The sequence below is a fragment of the Pseudomonas putida genome, from assembly GCF_050990305.1.
In the GTDB taxonomy this organism is placed as follows: domain Bacteria; phylum Pseudomonadota; class Gammaproteobacteria; order Pseudomonadales; family Pseudomonadaceae; genus Aquipseudomonas; species Aquipseudomonas putida_AH.
Genome location: NZ_CP158817.1, coordinates 5,709,894 through 5,730,130, shown reverse-complemented (window position 1 = coordinate 5,730,130; position 20,237 = coordinate 5,709,894). Strand labels below are relative to the sequence as shown.

21 protein-coding genes are annotated in these 20,237 nt (G+C 57.2%); 12 read left to right on the top strand and 9 right to left on the bottom strand.

All coding sequences use genetic code 11. The features are described from left to right. Positions 1–52 precede the first annotated feature (52 nt). Together ABTV22_RS26035 and ABTV22_RS26030 are read left to right on the top strand one after the other, a co-directional pair. On the top strand, positions 53–481 hold the full coding sequence (locus tag ABTV22_RS26035) for a DUF4160 domain-containing protein (protein ID WP_433737234.1): 429 nt from the start codon (positions 53–55) through the stop codon (positions 479–481). Next, positions 478–924 (top strand): DUF2442 domain-containing protein, encoded by a 447-nt coding sequence (locus ABTV22_RS26030; RefSeq protein ID WP_433737233.1) that lies wholly within the window; start codon positions 478–480, stop codon positions 922–924. Before ABTV22_RS26035 ends, ABTV22_RS26030 begins: the two co-directional genes overlap by 4 nt. Before the next feature lie 54 nt (positions 925–978). Here the strand turns inward: ABTV22_RS26030 and trmA are convergent, their stop codons facing one another. Continuing rightward, positions 979–2,058, bottom strand: a complete 1,080-nt coding sequence (trmA, locus tag ABTV22_RS26025) for a tRNA (uridine(54)-C5)-methyltransferase TrmA (RefSeq protein WP_433737232.1) — start codon at positions 2,056–2,058, stop codon at positions 979–981. After that, positions 2,055–3,350 carry an NCS2 family permease gene (locus tag ABTV22_RS26020; RefSeq protein ID WP_433737231.1) on the bottom strand — a complete coding sequence of 432 codons (1,296 nt, stop codon included), beginning with the start codon at positions 3,348–3,350 and terminating at the stop codon, positions 2,055–2,057. Before ABTV22_RS26020 ends, trmA begins: the two co-directional genes overlap by 4 nt. A 220-nt stretch (positions 3,351–3,570) precedes the next feature. On the opposite strand from ABTV22_RS26020, the gene ABTV22_RS26015 reads away from it, so the two are divergent. Together ABTV22_RS26015 and ABTV22_RS26010 are read left to right on the top strand one after the other, a co-directional pair. After that, positions 3,571–4,008 (top strand): DUF4879 domain-containing protein, encoded by a 438-nt coding sequence (locus ABTV22_RS26015; protein WP_433737230.1) that lies wholly within the window; start codon positions 3,571–3,573, stop codon positions 4,006–4,008. Positions 4,009–4,090: 82 nt separating this feature from the next. Next, entirely contained in the window at positions 4,091–4,642 is a 552-nt protein-coding gene (locus tag ABTV22_RS26010) for a DJ-1 family glyoxalase III (protein WP_433737229.1), read from the top strand. A gap of 5 nt (positions 4,643–4,647) precedes the next feature. Here ABTV22_RS26010 and ABTV22_RS26005 read toward each other — a convergent pair whose 3' ends face one another. Then, positions 4,648–5,889 (bottom strand): MFS transporter, encoded by a 1,242-nt coding sequence (locus tag ABTV22_RS26005; RefSeq protein WP_433737228.1) that lies wholly within the window; start codon positions 5,887–5,889, stop codon positions 4,648–4,650. 482 nt (positions 5,890–6,371) lie between these two features. Here ABTV22_RS26005 and ABTV22_RS26000 point away from each other — a divergent pair, with 482 nt between their 5' ends. The 3 genes from ABTV22_RS26000 (at position 6,372) to ABTV22_RS25990 (ending at position 9,074) form a co-directional block, all read left to right on the top strand. After that, positions 6,372–7,808 (top strand): cytochrome ubiquinol oxidase subunit I, encoded by a 1,437-nt coding sequence (locus ABTV22_RS26000; protein ID WP_433737227.1) that lies wholly within the window; start codon positions 6,372–6,374, stop codon positions 7,806–7,808. Between the two features lie 3 nt (positions 7,809–7,811). Next, a complete protein-coding gene (gene cydB / locus ABTV22_RS25995; protein WP_433737226.1) occupies positions 7,812–8,819 on the top strand; it encodes a cytochrome d ubiquinol oxidase subunit II in 1,008 nt (335 codons plus the stop codon). 87 nt (positions 8,820–8,906) lie between these two features. Beyond that, positions 8,907–9,074: a DUF2474 domain-containing protein gene (locus tag ABTV22_RS25990; RefSeq protein ID WP_433737225.1), complete on the top strand. Its 168-nt coding sequence runs from the start codon at positions 8,907–8,909 to the stop codon at positions 9,072–9,074. 135 nt (positions 9,075–9,209) lie between these two features. Here ABTV22_RS25990 and ABTV22_RS25985 read toward each other — a convergent pair whose 3' ends face one another. Both ABTV22_RS25985 and ABTV22_RS25980 read right to left on the bottom strand, forming a co-directional pair. Next, positions 9,210–10,334, bottom strand: coding sequence for a methyltransferase (locus tag ABTV22_RS25985; RefSeq protein WP_433737224.1), 1,125 nt, complete (start codon positions 10,332–10,334; stop codon positions 9,210–9,212). Between the two features lie 163 nt (positions 10,335–10,497). After that, a complete protein-coding gene (locus tag ABTV22_RS25980) occupies positions 10,498–11,229 on the bottom strand; it encodes a helix-turn-helix transcriptional regulator (protein WP_433737223.1) in 732 nt (243 codons plus the stop codon). Between the two features lie 333 nt (positions 11,230–11,562). Here ABTV22_RS25980 and ABTV22_RS25975 point away from each other — a divergent pair, with 333 nt between their 5' ends. Further along, positions 11,563–12,339 (top strand): ferredoxin--NADP reductase, encoded by a 777-nt coding sequence (locus tag ABTV22_RS25975; RefSeq protein WP_433737222.1) that lies wholly within the window; start codon positions 11,563–11,565, stop codon positions 12,337–12,339. 44 nt (positions 12,340–12,383) lie between these two features. On the opposite strand, the gene mscL is transcribed toward ABTV22_RS25975, so the two are convergent. Beyond that, positions 12,384–12,797, bottom strand: coding sequence for a large-conductance mechanosensitive channel protein MscL (gene mscL, locus ABTV22_RS25970; protein WP_433737221.1), 414 nt, complete (start codon positions 12,795–12,797; stop codon positions 12,384–12,386). 640 nt (positions 12,798–13,437) lie between these two features. Here mscL and radA point away from each other — a divergent pair. Continuing rightward, a complete protein-coding gene (gene radA, locus ABTV22_RS25965; protein ID WP_433737220.1) occupies positions 13,438–14,805 on the top strand; it encodes a DNA repair protein RadA in 1,368 nt (455 codons plus the stop codon). A 109-nt stretch (positions 14,806–14,914) separates the two neighbouring features. Here the strand turns inward: radA and ABTV22_RS25960 are convergent, their stop codons facing one another. Beyond that, entirely contained in the window at positions 14,915–15,283 is a 369-nt protein-coding gene (locus ABTV22_RS25960) for a PilZ domain-containing protein (protein ID WP_433737219.1), read from the bottom strand. A gap of 156 nt (positions 15,284–15,439) precedes the next feature. Here ABTV22_RS25960 and ABTV22_RS25955 point away from each other — a divergent pair, with 156 nt between their 5' ends. The 3 genes from ABTV22_RS25955 to yjiA all read left to right on the top strand — a co-directional run bounded on the left by ABTV22_RS25955 (position 15,440) and on the right by yjiA (position 18,854). After that, on the top strand, positions 15,440–17,506 hold the full coding sequence (locus ABTV22_RS25955; RefSeq protein WP_433737218.1) for a carbon starvation CstA family protein: 2,067 nt from the start codon (positions 15,440–15,442) through the stop codon (positions 17,504–17,506). Between the two features lie 14 nt (positions 17,507–17,520). Continuing rightward, on the top strand, positions 17,521–17,718 hold the full coding sequence (locus ABTV22_RS25950) for a YbdD/YjiX family protein (RefSeq protein WP_008058222.1): 198 nt from the start codon (positions 17,521–17,523) through the stop codon (positions 17,716–17,718). Between the two features lie 164 nt (positions 17,719–17,882). After that, the gene (yjiA, locus tag ABTV22_RS25945) at positions 17,883–18,854 is read left to right on the top strand and encodes a GTPase (protein WP_433737217.1); all 972 of its coding nucleotides are present in this window, start codon (positions 17,883–17,885) and stop codon (positions 18,852–18,854) included. Positions 18,855–18,952: 98 nt separating this feature from the next. Here the strand turns inward: yjiA and ABTV22_RS25940 are convergent, their stop codons facing one another. Both ABTV22_RS25940 and ABTV22_RS25935 read right to left on the bottom strand, forming a co-directional pair. Next, a complete protein-coding gene (locus ABTV22_RS25940; RefSeq protein ID WP_433737216.1) occupies positions 18,953–19,516 on the bottom strand; it encodes a hypothetical protein in 564 nt (187 codons plus the stop codon). 56 nt (positions 19,517–19,572) lie between these two features. Further along, complete coding sequence (locus ABTV22_RS25935; RefSeq protein WP_433737215.1) at positions 19,573–20,121, bottom strand: hypothetical protein; 549 nt, start codon at positions 20,119–20,121, stop codon at positions 19,573–19,575. Positions 20,122–20,237 lie beyond the last annotated feature (116 nt).

Sequence of the window (20,237 nt, the reverse complement as noted above, 5' to 3'; positions counted from 1 at the left end):
TCTCCAAGGAATGTCGAGTCTTCGGATTCATTAACCTAACGGATGGGTTAGCATGAAAGTATGCAGCTACAAAGGGCTTTGGGTGGTAATCCTGTTGCGTGATGAGCATTGTCCGCCTCACGTACATGTGGATGCCGGTACGTGGAGTGCGAGATTCAGATTCAGCTTCTGGCACAACGGTGTCGAGCTCTGGGATGTGGTCCCGCTCTCGCGACGCCCGCCCTTGGCGGTGCTTGAAGGTTTGCGTCAGTCGCTCAAGCAGCCGGTCCATTTGCTGCGTGCTCGTGGCATCTGGTGGCGAAAATTGCAGACAGTTTGTCTTGAAAATCAATTGTGGGACTGGCACAGCAACGAAGTCGTCGCAGTGAAAAGAGTTGTCAGTACGACCAATATGATTGGATCGGCTCGTTACGAACCTGGAACGAACACAACGCGGCTGTTTCTGATAGGTGCACAGAAATATGTGGAGATCGAGTTATGAAAACGGTGAAGGTCAAGGTTCAGTCTGATAGACCCGTGACGGAAAGTCGTCTGGACGAAGCCATCAGACGTGGGCAATTGCGCAGAAACAGTAGCCTGCAAGCGACGGCAGTCAATTTTATTGATCCATGCCTGGCCATAAGCTTCGAGGATGGCAGCGGCATTTTGTTGCCTGTTGCGAATTATCCTGAATTCGACGATTTCGAGGCAGAGGATTTTGCCGGGCTGACCGTCGGTTTCGCCGGTACCGCACTTTGCCATGAAGGCAAGGACCTGGATGTATCTCTCGCAGGCATGATTTCGGCGAGCCAGTCATTGATGTCCATGGCTGCCTCGGTGATTGCCTCGCGCAATGGTCGTCAGAGCAGCGCTGCCAAAGCTGAAGCTGCTCGGGCCAATGGCAAGAAAGGAGGTCGGCCACGCAAGGTCGACGTGGTGCCTTGAGCGCCCACAAAAAAGCCGTCATCACGACGGCTTTTTTGTATCCGAAAACAAGTATTACCGCCGGGTCAACAACACCCCGGATTCCATGTGATGCGTCCACGGAAACTGGTCAAACATCGCGCATTGGGTGATGCGGTGGGTGTCGTGCAGTTGGGCGATGTTGGCCGCCAGGGTTTCCGGGTTGCAGGAGATGTAGAGGATGTTGTCGAAACGCCGGGTCAGTTCGCAGGTGTCCGGGTCCATGCCGGCGCGGGGCGGGTCGACGAAAACACTACCGAACTCGTAGCTTTTCAGGTCGATGCCGTGCAGGCGACGAAACGGCCGTACTTCGTTCAGCGCTTCGGTCAGTTCCTCGGCGGACAGGCGAACCAGCGTGACGTTATCCACAGCGTTTTCGCTGAGGTTGCTCAAGGCTGCGTTGACCGAGGTCTTGCTGATTTCGGTGGCCAGCACCTTGCGCACGCGGGTGGCCAGCGGCAGGGTGAAGTTGCCATTGCCGCAATACAGTTCCAGCAAGTCGTCGGTGCGATCGCCCAGTGCGTCGTACGCCCAGTTGAGCATCTTCTGGTTCACCGTGCCGTTGGGCTGGGTGAACGCGCCTTCGGGTTGGCGATAGCTGAAGGTACGACCGCCCACGTCCAATTTCTCGACCACATAATCGTGACCGATAACTTCGCGTTTGCCCTTGGAGCGGCCGATGACACTGACGTTCAAATCGGCTGCCAGCTTCGAGGCCGCCACGTGCCAGTGCTCGTCCAGCGGGCGGTGATAACACAAGGTGATCATCGCATCGCCGGCCAGGGTAGTCAGAAACTCCACCTGGAACAGCTTGTGGCTCAGCGCTGAACTGGCCTGCCACGCCGCTTTGAGCTGGGGCATCAATTCATTGATGCGCAGGCTGGCGATCGGGAATTGTTCGATCAGGATCGGCGTGCGCTTGTCTTCTTGGGAAAACATCGCGTAATGCCGCTCACCGGCTTCACGCCACAGGCGGAATTCGGCGCGCAGACGGAAATTCTGCAGCGGCGAGTCGAAGACCACGGGTTCCGGCGCATCGAAGGGCGCCAGCAGGTCACGCAGGCGCGTGACCTTGTCTTCGAGCTGAACGGCATAGGCCTGGGAATCAAAAGTCATGCGTTGAACCAACCCAGCTTGATCACAAACAGAATCGACAGAATCACCAGCGCCGGATTCAGTTCACGGCCGCGACCGGACATCAATTTGATCGCGGTCCAGGAGATGAAACCGAAGGCGATGCCGTTGGCGATGGAGTAAGTGAATGGCATGGCCAAGGCCGTGATCACGACCGGTGCGGCCACTGTAATGTCGTCCCAGTCTATTTCGGCCAGGCCGGAAGTCATCAGCACGGCGACGAACAGCAATGCCGGTGCAGTGGCGAAGGCTGGAACGCTGGCAGCCAGTGGCGAAAAGAACAGTGCCAGCAGGAACAGGATCGCCACGACGATGGCGGTCAGGCCGGTACGGCCACCGGCACTCACACCTGCGGCAGATTCGATGTAGCTGGTGGTGGTCGAGGTGCCCAGCAGGGAACCGGCCATCGCCGCCGTACTGTCGGCGATCAGGGCGCGGCCCATTTTTGGCATGTGGCCGTCTTTGCCCATCAGACCGGCGCGCTTGGCGACGCCGATCAGGGTGCCGGAGTTGTCGAACAGGTCGACGAACAGGAAAGCGAAAATCACGCTGACAAGGCCGATGTCCAGCGCGCCCTTGATGTCCAGTTGCAGGAAGGTCGGCGCCAGCGAAGGTGGCATCGACATCACGCCGCCGAACGGGGTGAAGCCCATCAGGATCGAGACAATGGTCACCACCAGAATGCCGATCAGCACCGCGCCGCGCACAGCAAGGGCTTCGAGGGCAACGATCAGGGCGAAGCCAAGGGTGGCGAGGATCGGAGCCGGTTGTTTCAGGTCACCGAGGCCAACCATGGTTGCCGGGTTGCTGACCACGATGCCTGCGTTGTGCAGGGCAATCAGCGCCAGGAACAAGCCGATGCCGGCGGCAATCGCCGAGCGCAGCGGTAGCGGGATGCTGTTGATGATCCACTCACGGATGCGGAAGATCGACAGCAGGAAGAAGCACACAGCCGAGATGAACACCGCACCCAGCGCGACTTGCCAGGTGTGCCCCATGTGCAGGACCACGGTGTAGGTAAAGAAGGCGTTCAGGCCCATACCCGGTGCGAGGGCGATCGGGTAGTTGGCGATCAAGCCCATGACAGTGGAGCCGATGGCGGCTGCCAGACAGGTGGCGACAAACACCGCGCCCTTGTCCATGCCGGTCTCGCCGAGGATGCTCGGGTTGACGAATAGAATGTAGGCCATGGCCAAAAAGGTCGTAACGCCCGCGAGAATCTCGGTGCGTACGTTCGTGTTGTGTGCCTTGAGTTGAAACAGCCTTTCCAGCATGTCTGCTCCCCGTGGCGCGCCCGGCGCCGTGAATGTATCGACCTCAAACAGCAAAGCACAGGCCACTGCAGGCGCCCGGGAATTTTCTGTGGGTCGGAAAAAGCCGCGCATCATACCAGCAGCGCAGGGTTATGGCTGCTTATGGCGGTGATCGTCGTCGATGTTTTGCGTTTTGCCTGACTCAGCCATACTGCGCACCTGATTTCGGGGTGTGTATTTCATGAAAATGCGTCTGTTGATCCTGCTGGCCATGTTACTGGGCGCACAAACCGCCCTGGCGGCGTCCGCGCCGCCGTTGACCCAGGTGAAGGTGCTCAAGGTCGAATCGCCGGGTTGTGGCTTTGAAACCATTGACGAAGGGCAAACGCAGACGCGCTGCAATCACAGTGGCCCGAACATCAGGATCTATGTGCTTGAAGTGGGTTACGGTCGCAGCCAGCCTCAAGTCGCGCTCGATGGCTTCGACGTGAACGGAACCCGCACGCCGGTGTGCGCTTATGACAACGGCAACCTGACCGATTGCGTCGCCGGTCGAAAAACCGTCGGCAATTTGTACATTTTTGATATGGCCGGCAAACAGGAAGGCACGTTCACCTTCAGCAATACCTCGATCAATTCACCGGGCAACACGATGTCGACCCAGCTTTACATCAAGTAACGTCACATCAGGAAACGGCTGGCCACGAACAAGGGCAACGAAAGCTGACTACGCTTTAAGGATCATTCTGTGGATTGCACCCATGACCTTTAGAGCTTTGATTACCCTCGCCGAGGGCATTGATGACCTGCAAGCCGTCACCCTGATCGATGTGCTGCGCCGCGCCAAGGTGGAAGTGGTGGTGGCCAGCATCGAAGGGCGGCGCATGCTCACTTGTGCCCGCGGGACTCGCTTGACCTGCGATGCGATGCTGGTGGACTTGCTGGCCCAGCCTTTTGATCTGATCGCCTTGCCGGGTGGTGCCGTGGGGGCACAGCATTTGGCGACCCATCAACCCTTGCAACAACTGATCAAGGACCAAGCCGCCGCCGGTCGCCTGTTCGCCGGCATCGCCGAAGCCCCGGCGCTGGCGTTGCATACCTTCGGCGTACTGCGTCAGCGGCGCATGACCTGCCTGCCCTCGGCCAGCCATCAACTCTCAGGCTGCAACTTCGTCGATCAACCGGTCGTGGTCGATGGCAACTGCATCACCGCTCAGGGGTCAGGTGCCGCGCTGGTATTTGCCCTGACCCTGGTGGAACAGCTGTGTGGCAAAGCCACAAGGGCGGCGGTGGCGGGGGCGTTGCTGGTTTAGCCCGGTCAAGCCTTCGCTTTCTCTTCCACCGGCACATGCATTCGATCGCGCTGAGCCAGCGTCGGGAACAGTTTGATCCAGGTCCCGGTGACCACCAGCGTGCCGATACCGCCCATGACCACAGCGGGAACAGTGCCGAACCAGTGGGCGGTCAGGCCGGATTCGAATTCGCCCAGCTGATTCGAAGCACCGATGAACAGGCCGTTAACCGCGCTGACCCGGCCCCGCATTTCGTCAGGGGTTTCCAGTTGCACGAAGGACGCGCGGATCACCATGCTGATCATGTCGGCGGCGCCCAATACCACCAGCACCGCCAACGAGAACCAGAACGAGGTCGACAGGCCGAAGGCGATGGTTGCCACACCGAACACACCAACGGCGGTGAACATCACCCTCCCAACATTGCGTTCCACGGCAAACCTCGCCAGCAACAGCGACATCAGCAGCGCACCTACCGCCGGTGCGGAGCGTAGCAAGCCCAGGCCCCACGGGCCGGTGAGCAGAATGTCTTTGGCAAACACAGGTAGCAGCGCCGTCGCACCACCGAGCAAAACGGCAAACAGGTCCAGGGAAATCGCCCCGAGAATGTCCGGGCGGCTGCGAATGAAGCGGATGCCCGCCAACAGCGAATCCAGGGTAGCCTTGCCCTTGTTCAACGGCGTTTGCCGGGCAGGCAGGTTGAGCATCAGCGTGCAGGCGATGATGTAGAGAATCACCGTCGGGCCATAAACCCAGACACTGCCGAAGGCATAGAGCAACCCGCCGAGTGCCGGAGCGACGATGGTCGCCGATTGCTGGGCCGATTGCGCGGCGGCCACCGCCCTTGGGAACAGGCCGCTTGGCACGATGCTCGGCAGCAAGGCCTGGGTGGTCGGCATTTCGAAGGAGCGGGCGGCGCCGAGCAGGAAGGCGAGGATGAAGATCATCTCCCGGGTCACATGGTCGGTCGCGCTGCCGATGGCCAACGATAAGGCGATCAGCGCCTGCAAGGACTGACAGATGGCCGCGACCTTACGCCGGTCGTAGCGGTCCGCCACATGCCCGGTGTGCAGCATGAACAGCACGCGCGGGGCGAACTCCACCAAACCGACCAGGCCCAAGTCGAGCACATTGCCGGTCAGCTGGTAGAGGTTCCAGCCAATGGCCACGGTGAGCATCTGAAAGCCACTGGCGGTAAAAATCCGGGCGAGCCAGAACGCGAGGAAAGGACGGTGGTGACGTAGCAGCAAAGGCTCTTGGCTGGGCATTTGGAGGCATATCGACGGGAAGGGAAGGGCGAGATTATCACCAAGCTGTAACAGGAAGTTGCAGGTAGAAAAAATTAATTAGCAAGACACCTATCTTGGAAAGCAAAGAAATCCCTTGTGGGAGCGGGCTTGCTCGCGAAGACGGTGGCACATCCAAAATAGATGTGACTCATATACCGCCTTCGCGAGCAAGCCCGCTCCCACAGGGGGATGTGTTTCTGCCTATTACTGCGGCCATGAGGCAACTTGTCACGCGGCAAAAGACCACGCAGTTCGACCTCGTAAATGGGACTACTCTTTCAACGTTGCTTGATCCAGATCAAGACTCTCAAGGGAATTGATCAGGCGGCCGTATGGCCAGACTCCCTGCGTAGCGATGCGTGTAAAAAAGAACAAATAGAGATTCGCCACACTCCATATCCGTGGGGGCCGTGGGTGCAGGCTTTCAGCCCGCAGCCGTATTACCTGACAGAGGAAGACTTATGTTCGGTTTAGAGGCACTTGATCTCGCCCGAATTCAGTTCGCGTTCACCATCTCGTTTCACATCCTGTTCCCTGCCATCACCATTGGCCTGGCGAGTTACCTGGCGGTACTCGAAGGCTTGTGGCTGAAAACCCATAACGACACCTACCGTGACCTCTACCACTTCTGGTCGAAGATCTTTGCCGTCAACTTCGGCATGGGCGTGGTGTCGGGGCTGGTCATGGCCTATCAATTCGGTACCAACTGGAGTCGTTTCTCGGACTTCGCCGGTTCCGTGACCGGGCCATTGCTGACGTACGAAGTACTGACGGCATTCTTCCTTGAGGCCGGGTTCCTCGGCGTGATGCTTTTCGGCTGGAACAAGGTCGGGCGCGGCTTGCACTTCTTCGCCACGGTCATGGTGGCCATCGGCACGCTGATCTCGACGTTCTGGATTCTCGCCTCCAATAGCTGGATGCAGACGCCGCAGGGCTTTGAAATCGTCAACGGCCAGGTCATTCCGACCGACTGGATCGCCGTGATCTTCAACCCGTCGTTCCCCTATCGCCTGATGCACATGGCCACGGCGGCGTTCGTTGCGACTGCGTTCTTCGTCGGTGCCTCGGCGGCCTGGCACTTGCTGCGCGGCAAGGACAACCCAGCGATCCGCAAGATGCTCTCGATGGCAATGTGGATGGCGCTGATCGTGGCGCCGATCCAAGCCGTCATCGGTGACTTCCACGGCCTCAACACGCTTGAACATCAGCCCGCCAAAATCGCTGCCATCGAAGGGCATTGGGAAAACAAAGGCAACGAGGCGACCCCGCTGATCCTGTTCGGCTGGCCGGACATGAAAGAGGAGCGAACCAAGTTCGCCCTCGAGATTCCCTACCTGGGCAGCCTGATCCTGACCCACTCTCTGGACAAACAGGTGCCGGCGCTCAAGGAGTTCCCGCCTGAAGACCGGCCGAATTCGACCATCGTGTTCTGGTCATTCCGGATCATGGTCGGCCTTGGCTTGCTGATGATCTTCACCGGTCTGTGGAGCCTGTGGCTGCGCAAGCGCGACACGCTCTATACCTCACGGCCGTTCCTGTACCTGGCGCTGTGGATGGGGCCATCCGGGCTGATCGCGATCCTCGCGGGTTGGTTCACCACTGAAATCGGTCGTCAGCCGTGGGTCGTCTACGGTCTGATGCGCACGGCGGACGCGTCTTCCCACCATAGCGTCATGCAGATGAGCATCACCCTGATCCTGTTTGTCGTGGTGTATTTCGCACTGTTCGGTGCCGGTCTTGGCTACATGATGCGCCTGGTGCGCAAAGGACCGAAGATCGATGAGGGCAAGGAAACCAACGATGGAGGCCCCGGCCAGAAACGCACACCGGCGCGTCCGCTGTCCGCAGCCGATGACGAACACACCGATGCTGGCGCCAGCCTGACCAAGGAGATTTGAATCATGGGTATTGATCTTCCACTGATCTGGGCCGTGATCATCATCTTCGGCATCATGATGTACGTGGTCATGGACGGCTTTGACCTGGGTATCGGTATTCTCTTCCCGTTCATTCCCGGTAAGAGCGACCGCGATGTGATGATGAACACCGTCGCCCCGGTCTGGGACGGCAACGAAACCTGGCTGGTCCTGGGCGGCGCGGCGTTGTTCGGCGCCTTCCCGCTGGCCTATTCAGTCGTGCTGTCAGCGTTGTACTTGCCGTTGATCCTGATGCTGATCGGATTGATTTTCCGCGGCGTGGCGTTCGAGTTTCGTTTCAAGGCTCGGGACAACAAACGTCACCTGTGGGACAAGGCATTCATTGGCGGTTCTGTCACTGCAACGTTTTTCCAGGGCGTGGCGCTGGGGGCTTTCATCGACGGCCTGCCGGTAGTTAACCGTCAGTTCGCGGGCGGTTCCCTGGATTGGCTGACACCCTTCACGATGTTCTGCGGTGCCGCGTTGGTGGTGGCCTATGCGCTGCTGGGTTGCACCTGGCTGATCATGAAGACTGAAGGCAAGTTGCAGGAGCAAATGCACGATCTGGCGCGGCCATTGGCATTCGTGCTGTTGGCGGTGATCGGCATCGTCAGCATCTGGACGCCGCTGGCCCACGCCGAGATTGCCGCTCGCTGGTTCACCCTGCCGAACCTGTTCTGGTTCTTGCCGGTGCCGATTCTGGTGATGGTGACCTTGTACGGTCTGATCCGCGCGGTGGCACGTAATGCGCACTACACGCCATTCCTGTTGACGCTGGTGCTGATTTTCCTCGGCTACAGCGGCCTGGGGATCAGCCTGTGGCCGAACATCGTGCCCCCGTCGATCTCGATCTGGGATGCCGCCGCGCCACCGCAGAGCCAGGGCTTCATGCTGGTGGGCACGCTGTTCATCATCCCGTTCATCCTGGGTTACACCTTCTGGAGCTACTACGTGTTCCGCGGCAAGGTGACCCACGAAGACGGATACCACTAGTCTCCTAGGCCCAGAACCCGTAGGAGCCGAGCTTGCTCGTGATGGCGTCGGCAGCGACGCCATCAATCTCAAAGAGGTTTAAAGCAATTGACCAACAAGCACTCCCTGCACGACATCGAACAAGCCGAAAGAAAGCCGCTGTGGCAGCGACTTGGCTGGTTGGCCCTGATCTGGATGGGCAGCGTCGGTGCGCTGTTCGTCGTGGCCAGCCTGATGCGTATGTTCATGAACGCTGCGGGCTTGAGTACACATTGATCTGCGTCTTGTCCTTGTAGGAGCTGCCGCAGGCTGCGATCTTTTGATCTTAAAAAGATCGCAGCCTCGTTGCACTCGACAGCTCCTACACAGCTCCTACACAGCTCCTACGCAGCTCGTACAGAGGAGTTGAATTTACTTGCGGGCCTTGAGAATCACGAATTTTGGCGTGGCGGCCACTTGCTCGACGCCACGGAACAAGCGCGCCAATTTGCTGTGGTAACCCAGGTGACGGTTGCCGACGATATACAGTGCACCGCCCACCACCAGCGCTTCCCGAGCTTGCTGGAACATCCGCCAGGCGAGGAAATCGCCGACAACCTGTTGCTGGTGGAACGGTGGATTGCACAACACCACGTCCAGCGACTGTGGTTCCTGGCCAGCCAGGCCATCTCCGGCACGCACAACGACATCTCGCTCGCCCAGCGCTGCACGCCAGTTTTCGGCGGCCGATTGCACCGCCATGAATGATTCGTCCACTAACGTGTAATGGGCGTTCGGGTTTTGCAGGGCGCTGGCAATGGCCAGCACTCCGTTGCCGCATCCAAGGTCGGCAACCCGTGCCGCGCCCAAACTCTTTGGCAAGTGCGGCAAAAAAGCGCGCGTGCCGATGTCCAGGCCTTCGCGGCAGAAGACGTTGGCATGGTTGAGCAATTCGATGGCCGGTGTTTCGAGGCGATAGCGGGTCGGGTAGGGCGACGTGAAGGGAGCCTTGGCGTCTACCGTAGCCATCAACAAACGGGCTTTCTTCACCGCCAGCGATGCCTGCACCGGGCCGATGTAGCGCTCCAGCAGTTCACCCGCCGCGCGTGGCAAATGTTTGATCATCGCTCCCGCGATCACTTGGGCGCCAGGTGCCAGTTGGCCTTGCAAGCGAATAAGTTGTTCTTCCAGCAGCGCCAGTGTCTTGGGCACACGTATCAGGATTCGGTCAAACGGGCCGGCCACGGTTTCGCTGGCGGGAACGGCCGGCACGGCATCAAACGCTTGACCATTACGTGCCAGGTTCTTTTCCAACCCCTGAAAAGCCAGGAACGAATCGCCAGAACTGGTCACCTTGACCTTGCCGGTCAGGCTGGCGGCCAGTGCGCCGAAACTGTCGTTGAGCACCAATACCCGCGTATCAGCCGTTGGATGTTGCTCGGCCAGATGGTTGAGCAGGTATTCGTCTGCCGCATCGAAGGCTTGCAGCGGTTCATTCTGCTGTTCGGGTTGGCGGATCAAATCGAGGCTGGCGAAAGGTGTTTCGAGCAAAGGCATGGGGCGGGGCTCTGGGTTATCAACGGGTAACCCGCGCCCAGGGACGTCTTGGAGGCGGGGCCGTCCGAGTGGACTGCGTCGTGGAAAAGTCACACGTCATCACTCAGGATGGGACCGCAAATGGTACTTTTTTTTACAACGGATTACTCGCAGGTTTTTTGGATCAGCGCACTGTGTTGCTATCCAGATAGCCAGCCTTCACGGCAGCAATGACGGCCGAAACTTTATTATTGACTCCAAATTTGTGGATGATCGACTGAATATGAAAATGAACCGTGCGGGCGCTGAGATTGAGAATCCGGGCACTCTCGTCCGCGGTCTTGCCAATGGCGGCGAGTTTCAACACATCGACTTCTCGTGGCGATAATTTCGGCGTGGGCGAATTGGCTGGCCCCTTGGGCTGTGTCTGTGTGACCAGGCTATGCAAGTGATGCCCGATGAACTGGGCGAAGCCGAAATATTCATACAGTTCCCATGCGCTGACCGGGCCATGGCTTCGAGCAAGGCTCAGGATGCTGCACAACCCGCTTTGCTCATCATGAACGGCTTGCGACCAGCCATGTTGAATTCCCTGCTGTTCAAGTGCTTCCCATATCCCTGGGACGTTGCGGAAAAGTTCTTCGCTCCAAAGAATGGGTAATCTGGATTGATTGCAATGTGCCACTACTGGGTCAATGGAGGAAAGCTTGTTTTTTTCATATTCAGTGTTCCAGTCCCTCGGATAATTGTTGAACTGAACAGTGTGAAAATTTTCTGTTTTTGTTGGGCAAGTCGTTGAAAAAGAAATAAATTTAAAACCGATATTTTTCACGAAATTCAGGGATGCCTGGTAAGCGGTCTCCAGTTCAGTAGTCGATGATAGTTGTTGAAGTTGGAACTCCTTCCACCTTTCCATTATGAGGCTCCACGGTCCTGATAGCTTGAGGTCGCATCTTGGATCCAGAGGACCAATGCGATGTGGATTGTAGGATGTTTCTTATGTATGTGTTGAGATTTTTTGGGTTTAGTGAAAGCGCTCATGAAAGTTTATGGTTCTAACAGTCGTGCATAACGAGATGGTTTAAATTAAATGTCACGTTTAATTCAATAAGTATGTATTTTTAACTGGGTGGTTAAAGGCATTTAAAGTCAATGAGAATTAGAAAGTTTGCCAAAGACACTACAAAGCATCAGTGTTTATGGTGACCGCTTTGCGCGACACTGCGGTTATCTGCAAATGGAGCCCGCCATGACTGCCAGTGAAGAGAAATTTACTCGCCAGACTTTGCTCGATGTCCAGCCGTTGACCCCAAGCCTGTTCACCTTGCGCGCGACCAGGGACCCGGGCTTTCGATTTCGTGGCGGTCAATTTGCCCGGTTGGGTGTGACCAAGGCGGATGGCAGCACAGTCTGGCGCGCCTATTCCATGGTTTCGTCACCCTTTGACGAGTTTCTCGAGTTTTTTTCCATTGTGGTGCCGGGAGGCGAGTTCACCAGCGAACTGAGTCAGCTGGGTGTAGGCGACACGTTGCTGGTCGACCGCCAGGCCTTCGGTTATCTGACGCTTGATCGTTTCGTGGACGGGCGTGATCTATGGTTGTTGTCCACTGGCACTGGCCTGGCGCCGTTTTTGTCGATTCTTCAGGACTTCGAGGTCTGGGAGAAATTCGAGCGAATCATCCTGGTCTACAGCGTGCGCGAATCCCGGGAACTGGCCTATCAGACGCTGATTGCAGGGCTGGCTAAGCGCGATTACCTGGCCGAATACGCGCATAAGTTGCAGTTGATCAACACGGTGACGCGCGAACAGTATCCCGGCGCCCTTAATGGAAGGATTACTACGCTGATCGAAAATGGCGAGCTGGAGCGGATGGCCGGTGTGGCGCTGACACCCGAGCATTCGCGGGTAATGTTGTGTGGCAACCCGCAGATGATTGATGACACACGAAAATTGCTCAAACAACGTGACATGCACTTGAGCCTCAGTCGTCGGCCCGGTCAGGTGGCGGTAGAGAATTTCTGGTAAAAAAAACGGCGCTCAATGCGCCGTTTCCTTTGTCGTTGAAGTATTCAGGGCCGATTGTTCTGGGCCTTGAGCAGATCGCGGATCTCACCCAGCAATTCTTCCTCCTTGGTTGGAGCCGGCGGCAGGGTAGGGGCGACGGCCTCTTCGCGCTTCAGTTGATTGATCGCCTTGACGCCCATGAAGATAGCGAAGGCAACGATCACGAAGTCGATAAGGCTCTGAATGAATTTACCGTACGCCAGCACTACCGCCGGGGCCTCGCCCTGTGCGGCTTTCAGCGTAATGGCCAGGTCACTGAAGTCCACCCCACCGATCAGCAACCCGATAGGAGGCATCACAACATCGCCTACGAACGAAGTAACAATCTTGCCGAAAGCCGCGCCGATGATGATACCGACGGCCATGTCGACCACATTGCCTTTGACCGCGAAGGCCTTGAACTCGTTAAGCACGCCCATAGGTTATTTCCTTGTTACAGATGAGGTTGGTGAAGGCAGTGTAAATCAGCTAGATGCATCGTGCCCGAAACGTCAGCTGACAGCCTGAATGGTATCGACCGGCTGGTCAGTGAAAAGTTTGCAAAATGCCACCATTTCTTCGGTGCTGCTGGCTTTATCCGGCATCCTTTTGGGTGTTTTTCATCACGGCGCAAGAAGTTGTAGCTCATTCCTTACGACGGGTAGATGCACGGTGTATTGAGACTAAGGAGTACTGAGTCAATCTCCTCTGGTTTAAATTAAACGTTGCGTGTATTTGTTATGGTCTGATTTTAAAGTTGGTGGTATATGCTCTTTCATTAAAATGGTTCTCTTGGCGAAAGTTGCTGGGCTGTTCGTATAGGCGATGTTTAATGAGTGCTGGAAGTTGTACGTGTGAAGTTGCGCGTGTGAAGGCGTGTACAGGTTTTGCTCCTGATTTGTTGGGCGAAACTAATTTGCAGGGAGGATCGTTTAAAAAAATGTATAGGTTCTGACGCGCCTCGACGAGGAAGAAGTACTCCAGGATCAATCAAGTTTCGGTGGATACGCCTTTGGTCAAACTGCACCGCACTGATCCACTCCGGCTGAGCTATCATCGCGGTTTTTGCCGGGGGTTCAGATGGCCAAGGCCAAGCGCATGTACGGCTGCACCGAGTGCGGCTCAACCTTCCCGAAGTGGGCCGGCCAGTGCGGCGAATGCGGTGCCTGGAACACGCTGACCGAGACCATGGTGGAAAGCGGCGGGGCGGCGGCACCGACCGGACGCACCGGTTGGGCTGGTCAGCAGGCACAGATCAAGACCCTGGCAGAAGTCAGTATCGAAGAGATCCCGCGCTTTTCCACCGCCTCCGGCGAGCTGGATCGTGTGCTGGGTGGCGGTCTTGTCGACGGCTCGGTGGTGCTGATTGGCGGTGATCCGGGCATCGGCAAGTCGACCATTTTATTGCAAACCTTGTGCAACCTCGCCAAGGTCATGCCAGCGCTCTACGTCACCGGCGAAGAATCCCAGCAACAAGTGGCCATGCGCGCCCGACGCCTGGGTTTGCCTCAGGATCAACTGCGGGTCATGACCGAAACCTGCATCGAAACGATCATCGCCACGGCTCGCCAGGAAAAGCCCAAGGTGATGGTCATTGACTCGATCCAGACGATTTTCACCGAGCAGCTGCAATCGGCGCCGGGTGGCGTATCCCAGGTGCGCGAAAGCGCGGCGTTGCTGGTGCGATATGCCAAGCAGAGCGGCACGGCGATTTTCCTGGTCGGTCACGTGACCAAGGAAGGCGCGCTTGCTGGTCCTCGCGTGCTGGAGCACATGGTCGATACGGTGCTGTATTTCGAAGGCGAGTCCGATGGGCGCTTGCGCTTGCTGCGAGCGGTAAAAAACCGTTTTGGCGCGGTCAACGAACTGGGCGTGTTCGGCATGACTGACAAGGGTCTGAAGGAAGTTTCCAATCCGTCAGCGATTTTTCTGACACGTGCCCTGGAAGAAGTCCCGGGAAGTGTGGTCATGGCAACGTGGGAAGGCACCCGGCCGATGCTGGTGGAAGTCCAGGCGCTGGTGGATGACAGTCATCTGGCCAACCCGCGTCGGGTGACACTGGGGCTGGATCAGAATCGTCTGGCGATGTTGCTGGCGGTACTGCACCGTCACGGCGGTATCCCAACCCACGACCAGGATGTATTCCTGAACGTGGTGGGCGGCGTGAAAGTGTTGGAAACGGCCTCCGACCTGGCGTTGATGGCCGCGGTGATGTCCAGCCTGCGCAACCGCCCGCTGCCCCATGACCTGCTGGTGTTTGGTGAAGTTGGTTTGTCCGGCGAGGTGCGCCCTGTGCCAAGCGGTCAGGAGCGCCTGAAGGAAGCGGCCAAGCACGGCTTCAAGCGTGCAATCGTGCCCAAAGGCAACGCGCCGAAAGAGGCGCCGCAGGGGCTGCAGATCATCGCTGTCACACGCCTTGAACAGGCTCTCGACGCATTATTCGAATAAACGCGAACCTCTGTGTAGGAGCTGCCGCAGGCTGCGATCTTTTGACTTTGCTTTTATAAAGACAAGATCAAAAGATCGCAGCCTGCGGCAGCTCCTACAGTGAGTGTATTCAGATTTCGATCAGCGCACCCAATTCCCGCTCCAGCTCCTTCGGGTCCCCCAGGTTGAATTCAATCAACCGCCGCAAACGCTCGATGGACTCCAGGCTGATGTGCCGGCAGACAAAGCCGAGCTGGCCGTGGTCTTCGTGAGTCAGCTGCACATCCATTTCGATGTCGATGTCTTCGCTCAGGTGAATGTCGACAAAAAAATCCTGCCGCGGGTCGCCCAACCAGGGCTCAGGCCGTTCGATCAGCAAACCCTTGAGCGACAGGTCGATCAATTTCACCGGCCAGATGAACTCGCCCTGGCTCAGTTCGGTTTTGGCGTCGAACGCAATACGTTTGAAGCGGCGGCGATCAGCGGGGTGTTCGCTCATGGCGCAATCCTCTAGATGTTCGCTGACTATAGACCCGCCCTGTTAGAACCTGCCAGCCAGGATGGGCTCTAGACCAACGCTAGGGTATGGCCTTTGCTGTCAAGAGGGCTAAACTCGAGGTGCTGTCCTTCTGTCCACTCTGGCTGGAACAATAAAATGAAAAATAATAATAGCCCGCTACGCCACATACCCTGGCTGGTGCTGGCAATCGTTGGAGCGTGCGCTCTCGGTGTCGTGGCACTGCGCCGAGGTGAGGCGATCAACGCCTTGTGGATCGTGGTCGCTTCCGTGGCCATTTATCTGGTTGCGTACCGCTACTACAGTCTGTTCATCGCTGACAATGTGATGCAGCTCGACCCGCGACGGGCCACCCCCGCCGTCCTCAACAACGATGGTCTGGACTACGTTCCTACCAACAAACATATCCTCTTCGGTCATCACTTCGCGGCCATTGCCGGTGCAGGGCCGTTGGTCGGTCCGGTGCTGGCGGCGCAGATGGGGTATCTGCCCGGTACGCTGTGGCTGATCGCTGGCGTGGTGCTGGCCGGTGGCGTGCAGGACTTCATGGTCCTGTTCATGTCCACCCGCCGCAACGGCCGTTCCCTGGGCGACATGGTGCGTGAAGAAATGGGCCGCATTCCCGGCACCATCGCGCTGTTCGGCTGCTTCCTGATCATGATCATCATCCTCGCGGTGCTGGCGCTGATCGTGGTCAAAGCCCTGGCGGAAAGCCCATGGGGGATTTTCACGGTGATGGCGACCATCCCGATCGCGATGTTCATGGGCATTTATATGCGTTACATCCGTCCGGGCCGCATCGGTGAGATCTCGGTCATCGGTGTGGTGCTGCTGCTGGGCTCGATCTGGCTGGGTGGGCAGATTGCCGCCGATCCTGTGTGGGCCAAGGCCTTCACCTTCACCGGTGTGCAGATCACCTGGATGCTGATCGGCTACGGCTTCGTGGCCGCATCGTTGCCGGTGTGGCTGATCCTGGCGCCCCGTGACTACCTGTCGACCTTCCTGAAAATCGGCACCATCGTCGGGTTGGCGATTGGCATCCTGATCACCATGCCCGAGCTGAAAATGCCGGCCCTGACTCAATTCGTCGATGGTACTGGCCCGGTATGGAAGGGCGGTCTGTTCCCGTTCCTGTTCATCACCATTGCCTGTGGCGCCGTGTCCGGTTTCCACGCGCTGATCTCTTCCGGCACCACGCCAAAACTGCTCGATAACGAGGTCAACGCCCGTTACATCGGCTACGGCGGCATGCTGATGGAATCCTTCGTGGCAATCATGGCCATGGTCGCCGCTTCGGTGATCGAGCCTGGCGTGTATTTCGCCATGAACAGCCCGGCCGCCGTGGTCGGTGGTGATGTGGTGGCAGTGGCGACGGCAGTCAGCAACTGGGGCTTTGCCATTACACCCGAGGCGCTGCAAGCGGTGGCCCACGACATCGGTGAAACCACCATCCTGGCCCGTGCCGGCGGTGCGCCGACCCTGGCGGTGGGTATCGCGCAGATCTTGCACAATGTATTGCCGGGTGAGAACACCATGGCATTCTGGTACCACTTCGCGATCCTGTTCGAAGCGCTGTTCATCCTGACCGCGGTGGACGCCGGTACTCGTGCCGGTCGTTTCATGTTGCAGGACCTGCTCGGCTCCTTCGTGCCGGCGCTCAAACGTACCGAATCCTGGGGCGCCAACCTGATCGCCACCGCCGGTTGTGTGGCCATGTGGGGATGGCTGCTGTACCAGGGCGTGATCGATCCACTGGGCGGCATCAACACCCTGTGGCCGCTGTTCGGCATTTCCAACCAGATGCTGGCCGGTATCGCCCTGATGCTCGGTACCGTGGTACTGATCAAAATGAAGCGCCAGCGCTACATCTGGGTGACCTTGCTGCCAGCGACTTGGCTGCTGATCTGCACCACCACCGCCGGCTTCATCAAGCTGTTTGACGCCAATCCGGCCATTGGCTTCCTGGCCCTGGCGAAAAAATACAGCGATGCCCTGGCCAACGGTCAGATCCTCGCCCCGGCCAAGGACATCACGCAGATGCAGCACGTGATCTTCAACGCCTACACCAACGCGACGCTGACGGCTTTGTTCCTGTTCGTGGTGTTCAGTATCCTGTTCTATGTGCTCAAGGTCGGCATCGCCGCCTGGGGCAAAAAAGAACGTACGGATAAAGAATCGCCCTTCCAGGCGCTGCCGGATGCGTGATCAAGGAGTGCAGCATGTTCAATGACTTGAGTCGCCTGGGCAAATACCTCGGTCAGGCCGCGCGTCTGATGGTCGGCATGCCCGACTACGACAACTACGTCGAGCACATGCAAAGCAAACACCCGGACAAACCTGTGATGAGCTACGAGGCGTTCTTCCGCGAACGCCAGGAAGCCCGTTACGGTGGCAAGGGTGGGCCCAAGTGCTGTTGATTCGACAGCCAGGTTGACGCAATACCTTGTGGGAGCGGGCTTGCTCGCGAATGCAATCTGTCATTCAACATTTTTGCTGACTGACATACTGCTTTCGCGAGCAAGCCCGCTCCCACATTTAATTTGTGTTGCTCTCTATTTTTGTGAAATCAGGAGACTTGCATTTGTCCTCCCCCATTCCAGTCACGATCCTCAGCGGCTTCCTCGGCGCCGGCAAAACCACGCTGCTGCGCCATCTGCTCAAAGCCGAGCACGGCCTGAAAATCGCCGTGATCGAGAACGAATTCAGTGACGCCGGTATCGACACCCAACTGCTGGGTGATGAGCCGGTGCAAGTGATGACGCTGTCCAACGGCTGCGTCTGCTGCACCATTCACACCGACCTGACCAAGGCGCTTTACTTGCTGCTCGAACGCCTGGACAGCGGTGAAATCGTCTTCGACCGTCTGGTGATCGAATGCACCGGGCTGGCTGATCCCGCACCGGTGGCGCAGACGTTCTTCATCGACGAAGAACTGCGTGAGCGTTACATCCTTGACGGGATCATCACTCTGGTCGATGCGGCGCACGCTGATCAGCACCTGACCCAAACCATCGCTCAAGCGCAGGTCGGTTTTGCCGACCGCCTGCTGGTCAGCAAGCGGGATCTGGTGGATGAGCCCGCATTCGACGCGTTAAGTGAGCGTCTGACCCGCATCAATCGTCGTGCTCCGATTCGCGTGGTCGACCACGGCAAGATTGACTTGGCGGAGCTGCTCGATGTGCGTGGTTTCAACCTCAATGCCGACCTCGGTGGTGGCGTGAGTTTACGCCCGGTGACGAATGCCCCATCCATCGACCGCATCTCCAGCCTGGTGTTGCGCACCGACAAACCGCTGGATATCGACAAGCTCAGCGAATTCATGAATGACTTGCTGGAAGACCATGGCAAGCAGTTGCTGCGCTACAAGGGGGTGTTGAACATCCTTGGGGAGCCACGACGCATGGTGTTTCAGGGTGTTCTGAAGCTTTACGGTTTCGACTGGGACACGGAGTGGGCGGAGGATGAAGCCCGTGAGAGCGTGATTGTGTTCATTGCTGATGACTTGCCGGAGGAAACAATTCGCGAGGGGTTCGCGCGGGTGGCGGCTGAGTAAGGCTCGGATCGCCACCACAGCATAGGCTGGCTGGCGATCCGATGATGATTAACAAATGACCGATGCCGATTTGAAGGATGACGCTTGCGGGGGCAGCGTCATAGCAGGATGTTGCGTTGCAGGATATTCAATCTGAAATCCAAGGGGACCCCGCCTTTTTTTCCGGTGCAGACAGCCTGACCGGCCTGTTCCTGTGTCCTTTGGTGTGGTTTGTTTTTGTAAAGGAAAGGTTTTACATGCAGCGTACGGCCTCCTCGTGTCTGGATCCTTAGTGTCATCGAATCGCCTTGCAGTTGATCCATGGTCACGATTTTTCCGCCGCTGAGCAGGTTGTAGGTGGTCTGGTCGTCATCGTAGGGGTGAGCACTGATGAAGTCTTCATCTTCATTGCTCAAGGCTCGGTTGTGGTAGGTTCTATTGGTCATAACGTAAATCGAATAATAATCATCGATGCAGCGGAAGTAGAAAGTTAGTTGTGAGGCGGGTGCGTTATTTGAGACGCACAGGTAGTTTGATATTTCTCTTTGTGATTCGAATGAAAAGGGATCGTATCCGGTTTTCGGGGCGAGTATTTTTCGGTTATTGGTTAAGTAAGGGAGATGTAAGTGTCCTGCTGAAGTGGTTAGTGTGGCTGTAAACGATTTTTCTTGATTGGTACTCATGATAACTCATCCTTGTGTTTGAGTATTTTGGGGTAATAGGTATTGGGCGTTCGGATTTAAAAGGGTACGTTTCTTTTGAGGATGTTCAGCTTGAAAGGAAGTCCGTCATCGCCGGCGTCGGCAAGATAAATATGCGGTGATCCACGCACTTTCATTCCACCAAGCTTTCCCGCATTTCGGGCTTTTAGCCAGAGGGTGTGAACGGGTCCATACAGATCATCCAGCGTGACGACTCGACCGTTTCGGTCGAACAGGTTGAAGGAGGCCGTTTGGCTTCCGGCGGCCGGAAAGGCTCCAAGTATGCGCTTTGGATTCGTATCGATGCAGTTCCAACGATAGACCGCAGGTGAGTGAACATACATCACGTAATAATCATCGCTGCATCTGAAGTAAATGTTCAGGGGTGCAACTTTTTCATGGCAGTCTGGGCGAAAGCTTAATAGGTTTGAATGGTCTCGGCTTTGTACCGCGCCCGTGAAGAAGCCACCGCTGAATACGGTGTCGTTAATGATGACAGGCTTGCCGTGAAGGATGTTAAGGAAGTTGAGTTGATGGTGGTCGATGGTCAGTCTGGCTGTAAATGAACGCTGCTGGTCCGTGCTCATAAATAACTCCATAAAGTGTTAGTTCATGAACTTTACCTTGAGGGTGTGGACGGGTGGTTTGGTTATTGTGACGGGCTGTTTCGGTTCGCTATTTTAGTGTCTGGCAGAGCGACTGA

What these genes read in the sequence shown, in the direction of transcription:
- ABTV22_RS26035 (WP_433737234.1), top strand. Translation starts at nt 53, where the DNA reads ATGAAAGTATGCAGCTACAAAGGGCTTTGGGTGGTAATCCTGTTGCGT.
- ABTV22_RS26030 (WP_433737233.1), top strand. Translation starts at nt 478, where the DNA reads ATGAAAACGGTGAAGGTCAAGGTTCAGTCTGATAGACCCGTGACGGAA.
- trmA (WP_433737232.1), bottom strand. Translation starts at nt 2,058, where the DNA reads ATGACTTTTGATTCCCAGGCCTATGCCGTTCAGCTCGAAGACAAGGTC.
- ABTV22_RS26020 (WP_433737231.1), bottom strand. Translation starts at nt 3,350, where the DNA reads ATGCTGGAAAGGCTGTTTCAACTCAAGGCACACAACACGAACGTACGC.
- ABTV22_RS26015 (WP_433737230.1), top strand. Translation starts at nt 3,571, where the DNA reads ATGAAAATGCGTCTGTTGATCCTGCTGGCCATGTTACTGGGCGCACAA.
- ABTV22_RS26010 (WP_433737229.1), top strand. Translation starts at nt 4,091, where the DNA reads ATGACCTTTAGAGCTTTGATTACCCTCGCCGAGGGCATTGATGACCTG.
- ABTV22_RS26005 (WP_433737228.1), bottom strand. Translation starts at nt 5,889, where the DNA reads ATGCCCAGCCAAGAGCCTTTGCTGCTACGTCACCACCGTCCTTTCCTC.
- ABTV22_RS26000 (WP_433737227.1), top strand. Translation starts at nt 6,372, where the DNA reads ATGTTCGGTTTAGAGGCACTTGATCTCGCCCGAATTCAGTTCGCGTTC.
- cydB (WP_433737226.1), top strand. Translation starts at nt 7,812, where the DNA reads ATGGGTATTGATCTTCCACTGATCTGGGCCGTGATCATCATCTTCGGC.
- ABTV22_RS25985 (WP_433737224.1), bottom strand. Translation starts at nt 10,334, where the DNA reads ATGCCTTTGCTCGAAACACCTTTCGCCAGCCTCGATTTGATCCGCCAA.
- ABTV22_RS25980 (WP_433737223.1), bottom strand. Translation starts at nt 11,229, where the DNA reads ATGGAAAGGTGGAAGGAGTTCCAACTTCAACAACTATCATCGACTACT.
- ABTV22_RS25975 (WP_433737222.1), top strand. Translation starts at nt 11,563, where the DNA reads ATGACTGCCAGTGAAGAGAAATTTACTCGCCAGACTTTGCTCGATGTC.
- mscL (WP_433737221.1), bottom strand. Translation starts at nt 12,797, where the DNA reads ATGGGCGTGCTTAACGAGTTCAAGGCCTTCGCGGTCAAAGGCAATGTG.
- radA (WP_433737220.1), top strand. Translation starts at nt 13,438, where the DNA reads ATGGCCAAGGCCAAGCGCATGTACGGCTGCACCGAGTGCGGCTCAACC.
- ABTV22_RS25960 (WP_433737219.1), bottom strand. Translation starts at nt 15,283, where the DNA reads ATGAGCGAACACCCCGCTGATCGCCGCCGCTTCAAACGTATTGCGTTC.
- ABTV22_RS25955 (WP_433737218.1), top strand. Translation starts at nt 15,440, where the DNA reads ATGAAAAATAATAATAGCCCGCTACGCCACATACCCTGGCTGGTGCTG.
- ABTV22_RS25950 (WP_008058222.1), top strand. Translation starts at nt 17,521, where the DNA reads ATGTTCAATGACTTGAGTCGCCTGGGCAAATACCTCGGTCAGGCCGCG.
- ABTV22_RS25940 (WP_433737216.1), bottom strand. Translation starts at nt 19,516, where the DNA reads ATGAGTACCAATCAAGAAAAATCGTTTACAGCCACACTAACCACTTCA.
- ABTV22_RS25935 (WP_433737215.1), bottom strand. Translation starts at nt 20,121, where the DNA reads ATGAGCACGGACCAGCAGCGTTCATTTACAGCCAGACTGACCATCGAC.